Source organism: Streptomyces sp. NPDC055078, from assembly GCF_053607985.1.
Genome location: NZ_JBSGUP010000056.1, coordinates 1 through 4,663, shown reverse-complemented (window position 1 = coordinate 4,663; position 4,663 = coordinate 1). Strand labels below are relative to the sequence as shown.

Below are 4,663 nucleotides of genomic sequence, written 5' to 3'. Positions count from 1 at the left end.
GTCCTCCCGGACGGCGGCCGCCAGGCGCAAGTGGTCCGACCTCAGACAGCTCGACAAGCTGCTCGCCCGCCGCGAGGAGGCATGGGCGACGGGTGACGCGGAACGATTCGTCGCCGCCGACGCGACCTTCCATCTCGCGGTGGTAGCCGCCTCGCACAACGACGTGCTCAGTGAGCTGTACGCGGATCTGGGCGATGTGCTGCGGGAGTGGCTGCGGGACGACGTGGGCGTGGAGCTGCGCCCGGAGCACCATATGGATCACGCGCGGCTGGTGGAGGCCATCCGCGCGGGCGACGGTGACGCTGCCGCGAGGGAGGCCGCGAGCTATCCGTATATCTGCCCGAGGCGCCGGCTGCCCGAGGAGCGCCCCCTGGCGTCCCGCTCCCCCGGGGACTGATGCTCCCCTCAGCCCCTCAGCCCCTCAGCCCCTCAGGGGCTGATGGCTGACCCAGACCGTGCCGATCTCCTTCCAGCACCGGTCGGTCAGCTCCAGATAGCCCGCGGGGTCGATCACGGCGGGGGCGCTGTCGACATCGATGTCCCACCAGCGCTCGCACTCGATGTGCAGCCGGACCCGGTCGCTGACGGGATACGGGTTGTGGCAGTACGCGGTGGCGTGGGAGCCGTCGACGACGGTACGGCAGTCGGCCTCGTACGCCGGTGGGCGCTCCTTCGGCCGCTGCTGATGCCGGTGCGGCTGGGAGACGGCGTCCGGGGTCGCCCACAGCAGAAGCGTCACAGCGGTCAGTACGGGCGCGGAGCGCAGGATCGTACGCACAAGCGGGACCTCCTCGGCCGTACTGCGGCCCGGTCGCCGCGGCTGCACCACAAGGGGGATTGCCCCTCCAGCCTGGCCCCACCGGTCCCGCGCCGCGCGCGTTGGCGGCCGAACGGGCGACGCCCCGCCTCCCGGCGTGCTCGGGAGACGGGGCGTCGGCCCCGTACAGGAAATGCCGCCTTCGCGGCGCCGTGCCGAGGCGTCCCGGGTACCTCAGCTGCCCATCATGTGGACGCCGCCGTCCACATGGATGATCTCGCCCGTCGTACGCGGGAAGAAGTCCGAGAGCAGTCCGACGACACCGCGGCCCGTGGGCTCGGGGTCGGCCAGGTCCCAGCCCATGGGGGCGCGGTTGTCCCAGATGTCCGCCAGCTCCTCGAAGCCGGGGATGGACTTGGCTGCCATCGACTTGAGCGGACCCGCCGAGATCAGGTTGCAGCGGATGTTCCGCTCGCCCAGGTCGCGGGCGAGATAGCGGTTGGTGGACTCCAGCGCCGCCTTGGCGACACCCATCCAGTCGTACTTCGGCCAGGCGAGCTGCGCGTCGAAGGTGAGACCGACAACCGAGCCGCCGCGCTGCATCAGCGGCAGGCAGGCCATGGTGAGCGACTTGTAGGAGTACGCGGAGACCTGCACGGCGGTGGAGACGTCGTCCCAGCCCGCCTCCAGGAAGTTGAACGCGCCCTGCGGCCCGAAGGCGATCGAGTGCACGATGCCGTCGAGGCCGGACTCGTCGCTGGAGTGCTCACGGATCTTCCCCGCGAGTCCGTCCAGGTGCTCCTGGTTGGTGACGTCCAGCTCGATGACGGGGGCGGTCTTGGGCAGCCGCTTCGCGATGCGCTCGACCAGGGTGAGCCGGCCGAAGCCGGTGAGGATGACCTCGGCTCCCTCCTCCTGCGCCACCTTGGCGGCGTGGAAGGCGATGGACGACTCGGTGAGAACGCCTGTGACGAGAATGCGCTTGCCGGCGAGGATTCCACTCATGGTGATCAGTGACCCATACCCAATCCGCCGTCAACGGGAATGACGGCTCCAGTGATGTACGAGGCGTCGTCCGAGGCGAGGAAGCGCACGGCGGCGGCGATCTCCTCCGGCCGCGCGTAGCGGCCGAGCGGCACCTGCGACACGATGCCCGCGCGCTGCTCATCGGTGAGCACCTGCGTCATGTCGGTGTCGACAAAACCGGGCGCGACGACGTTGAACGTGATGTTGCGCGAGCCGAGTTCCCTGGCGAGGGAGCGCGCGAAGCCGACGAGACCGGCCTTGGAGGCCGCGTAGTTCGCCTGCCCCGCCTGGCCGAGCAGCCCCACGACGGACGAGATCAGGACGACCCGGCCCTTCTTGGCGCGCAGCATCGCGCGGTTGGCGCGCTTGACGACCCGGAAGGTGCCGGTGAGGTTGGTGTCGAGGACGGAGACGAAGTCCTCCTCGGACATCCGCATCAGCAACTGGTCCTTGGTGATACCGGCATTGGCCACCAGTACCTCGACCGGACCGTGCTTCTCCTCGATCTCTTTGTACGCCCGCTCCACCTGCTCGGTGTCGGTGATGTCGCACCGGACGGCGAGGCAGCCGGCCTTTGCCAGCTCCTCCGGCGGCTCGCCGGAGCGGTAAGTGAACGCGACCCTGTCGCCTGCGTCGACGAAAGCGCGGGCGATGGCGAGGCCGATGCCCCGGTTTCCTCCGGTGACGAGAACCGAGCGGCTCAACGGATCACCCTTTCGATAGCGGTCGTGGTACCCCCGAGTACTCCCGAAACTATCGGTCCCGGCGCGTTCCGGGGGAATCGGGCACTGACAGCGCCTTCTGCGCGTCCCTGTCGGATCCCTACAGAAACGCGCGCCGCGCGCTACCGCCCGACGCGGAACACCGGCCCCGGATCATGTCCCGGACCTTGCCCAGGACCACGCCACGGATGCCGCCCCGGGGCGCGGTCGCCCGCCGGTGCCCCGCGCGGGGGGTGCGATCAGGGGGTGCGATCATCCGTACGGCTTCGGCCGCCGGGCCCTGTCGAACGACAACAGACCGGGTCGGCGGCCGGAAGCCACCGGTCCCGGGCCCGCGTGATTCACTGCGGTCTGTAGTTGCCTAGCCGGAGTCGCGCTGCCAGGTGCGTTGGCCGTTGTGTTGTGGCCGAGAAGGGGAGGGCCCCGTGCCCCATGCCATCGATCAGACATTCCTCGCGCTGCCGTTGCGCGCGCTCGCCGACGCGGCACTCGCCCGGGCCCGGGCGCTAGGGGCCGACCACGCCGACTTCCGTTTCGAGCGGGTGCGCAGTGCGGCCTGGCGGCTGCGGGACGCCAAGCCCGCTGCGTCGTCGGACACCACGGATCTCGGATACGCGGTACGGGTGGTGCACAGCGGGGCCTGGGGGTTCGCCTCCGGGGTCGATATGACCATGGACGCGGCGGCCAGGGTCGCGGGCCAGGCCGTCGCGATGGCGAAGCTGTCGGCGAAGGTGATCGCCGCGGCGGGTTCGCACGAGCGGGTGGAGCTGGCCGACGAGCCGGTGCACGCCGAGAAGACCTGGGTGTCCTCGTACGAGATCAACCCCTTCGATGTCGCCGACGAGGAGAAGACCGCGCTGCTCGCCGAGTGGAGCGAGCGGCTGCTCGCGGCGGACGGGGTCGCGCACGCGGACGCCTCGCTGCTCACGGTGCAGGAGAACAAGTTCTACGCGGACACCGCGGGCACCGTCACCACCCAGCAGCGGGTACGGCTGCATCCGCAGGTCACGGCCGTCGCCGTGGACGAGACGACCGGTGAGTTCGACTCGATGCGGACGATCGCTCCCCCGGTGGGCCGCGGCTGGGAGTATCTGACCGGCACCGGCTGGGACTGGAACACCGAGCTGGAGCAGATCCCGGGACTTCTCGCGGAGAAGATGCGCGCGCCCAGCGTCGAGGCCGGGCGGTACGACCTGGTCGTGGACCCCTCCAACCTCTGGCTCACCATCCATGAGTCGGTCGGCCACGCCACCGAGCTGGACCGGGCGCTCGGCTACGAGGCGGCGTACGCGGGGACGTCCTTCGCCACCTTCGACCAGCTCGGGAAGCTGGAGTACGGCTCCTCGGTGATGAATGTGACCGGCGACCGCACCGCCGAGCACGGGCTCGCGACGGTCGGGTACGACGACGAGGGCGTCGGGGCCCAGTCCTGGGACCTGGTCAGGGACGGCACCCTGGTCGGCTACCAGCTCGACCGGCGGATCGCGAAGCTGACGGGTCTCGGACGGTCCAACGGATGCGCCTACGCGGACTCCCCCGGCCATGTGCCCGTCCAGCGGATGGCCAATGTGTCGCTCCAGCCGACCCCCGGCGGGCTGTCGACGGACGATCTGATCGGCGGGGTGGAGCGCGGGATCTATGTCGTCGGAGACCGTTCGTGGTCGATCGACATGCAGCGCTACAACTTCCAGTTCACCGGGCAGCGGTTCTTCCGGATCGAGAACGGCCGGCTCGCGGGACAGCTGCGGGATGTCGCGTACCAGGCGACGACGACGGAGTTCTGGGGCTCGATGGAGCAGGTCGGCGGTCCGCAGACCTATGTCCTGGGCGGCGCGTTCAACTGCGGCAAGGCCCAGCCGGGCCAGGTCGCCGCCGTCTCCCACGGCTGCCCTTCGGCCCTGTTCCGGGGCGTCAACATCCTCAATACGACGCAGGAGGCCGGTCGATGAGCCGCCACACCAAGCCGTCCGACATCGTCGAGCGCGCCCTTGAACTCTCCACCGCCGACAGCACCGTCGTCATCGCCGACGAGCACTCATCCGCCAACCTCCGCTGGGCGGGCAACGCGCTGACCACGAACGGCGTCACCCGGGGCCGTACGCTCACCGTCGTCGCGACCGTCGACGGCGCCGAGGGCACCGCGTCCGGGGTGGTGTCC

The 4,663-nt window shown here is 70.1% G+C and carries 5 protein-coding genes and 1 pseudogene; 3 read left to right on the top strand and 3 right to left on the bottom strand.

The features are described from left to right. On the top strand, positions 1-397 hold a 397-nt coding region (locus ACWF94_RS07725; RefSeq protein WP_453485705.1), incomplete at its 5' end, for a FadR/GntR family transcriptional regulator. 24 nt (positions 398-421) lie between these two features. Here the strand turns inward: ACWF94_RS07725 and ACWF94_RS07720 are convergent. The 3 genes from ACWF94_RS07720 to fabG all read right to left on the bottom strand — a co-directional run bounded on the left by ACWF94_RS07720 (position 422) and on the right by fabG (position 2,487). Continuing rightward, a complete protein-coding gene (locus tag ACWF94_RS07720) occupies positions 422-778 on the bottom strand; it encodes a hypothetical protein (protein ID WP_453485703.1) in 357 nt (118 codons plus the stop codon). Positions 779-991: 213 nt separating this feature from the next. Then, a complete protein-coding gene (fabI, locus tag ACWF94_RS07715) occupies positions 992-1,762 on the bottom strand; it encodes an enoyl-ACP reductase FabI (RefSeq protein WP_453485701.1) in 771 nt (256 codons plus the stop codon). Positions 1,763-1,767: 5 nt separating this feature from the next. Continuing rightward, the gene (gene fabG / locus ACWF94_RS07710; RefSeq protein ID WP_453485699.1) at positions 1,768-2,487 is read right to left on the bottom strand and encodes a 3-oxoacyl-[acyl-carrier-protein] reductase; all 720 of its coding nucleotides are present in this window, start codon (positions 2,485-2,487) and stop codon (positions 1,768-1,770) included. Positions 2,488-2,930: 443 nt separating this feature from the next. On the opposite strand from fabG, the gene ACWF94_RS07705 reads away from it, so the two are divergent. After that, positions 2,931-4,454 carry a TldD/PmbA family protein gene (locus ACWF94_RS07705; protein ID WP_453485697.1) on the top strand — a complete coding sequence of 508 codons (1,524 nt, stop codon included), beginning with the start codon at positions 2,931-2,933 and terminating at the stop codon, positions 4,452-4,454. After that, positions 4,451-4,663, top strand: a pseudogene (locus ACWF94_RS07700) (TldD/PmbA family protein); the annotation flags it as partial. The gene ACWF94_RS07705 and the pseudogene ACWF94_RS07700, both read left to right, overlap by 4 nt.

What these genes read in the sequence shown, in the direction of transcription:
- fabI (WP_453485701.1), bottom strand. Translation starts at nt 1,762, where the DNA reads ATGAGTGGAATCCTCGCCGGCAAGCGCATTCTCGTCACAGGCGTTCTC.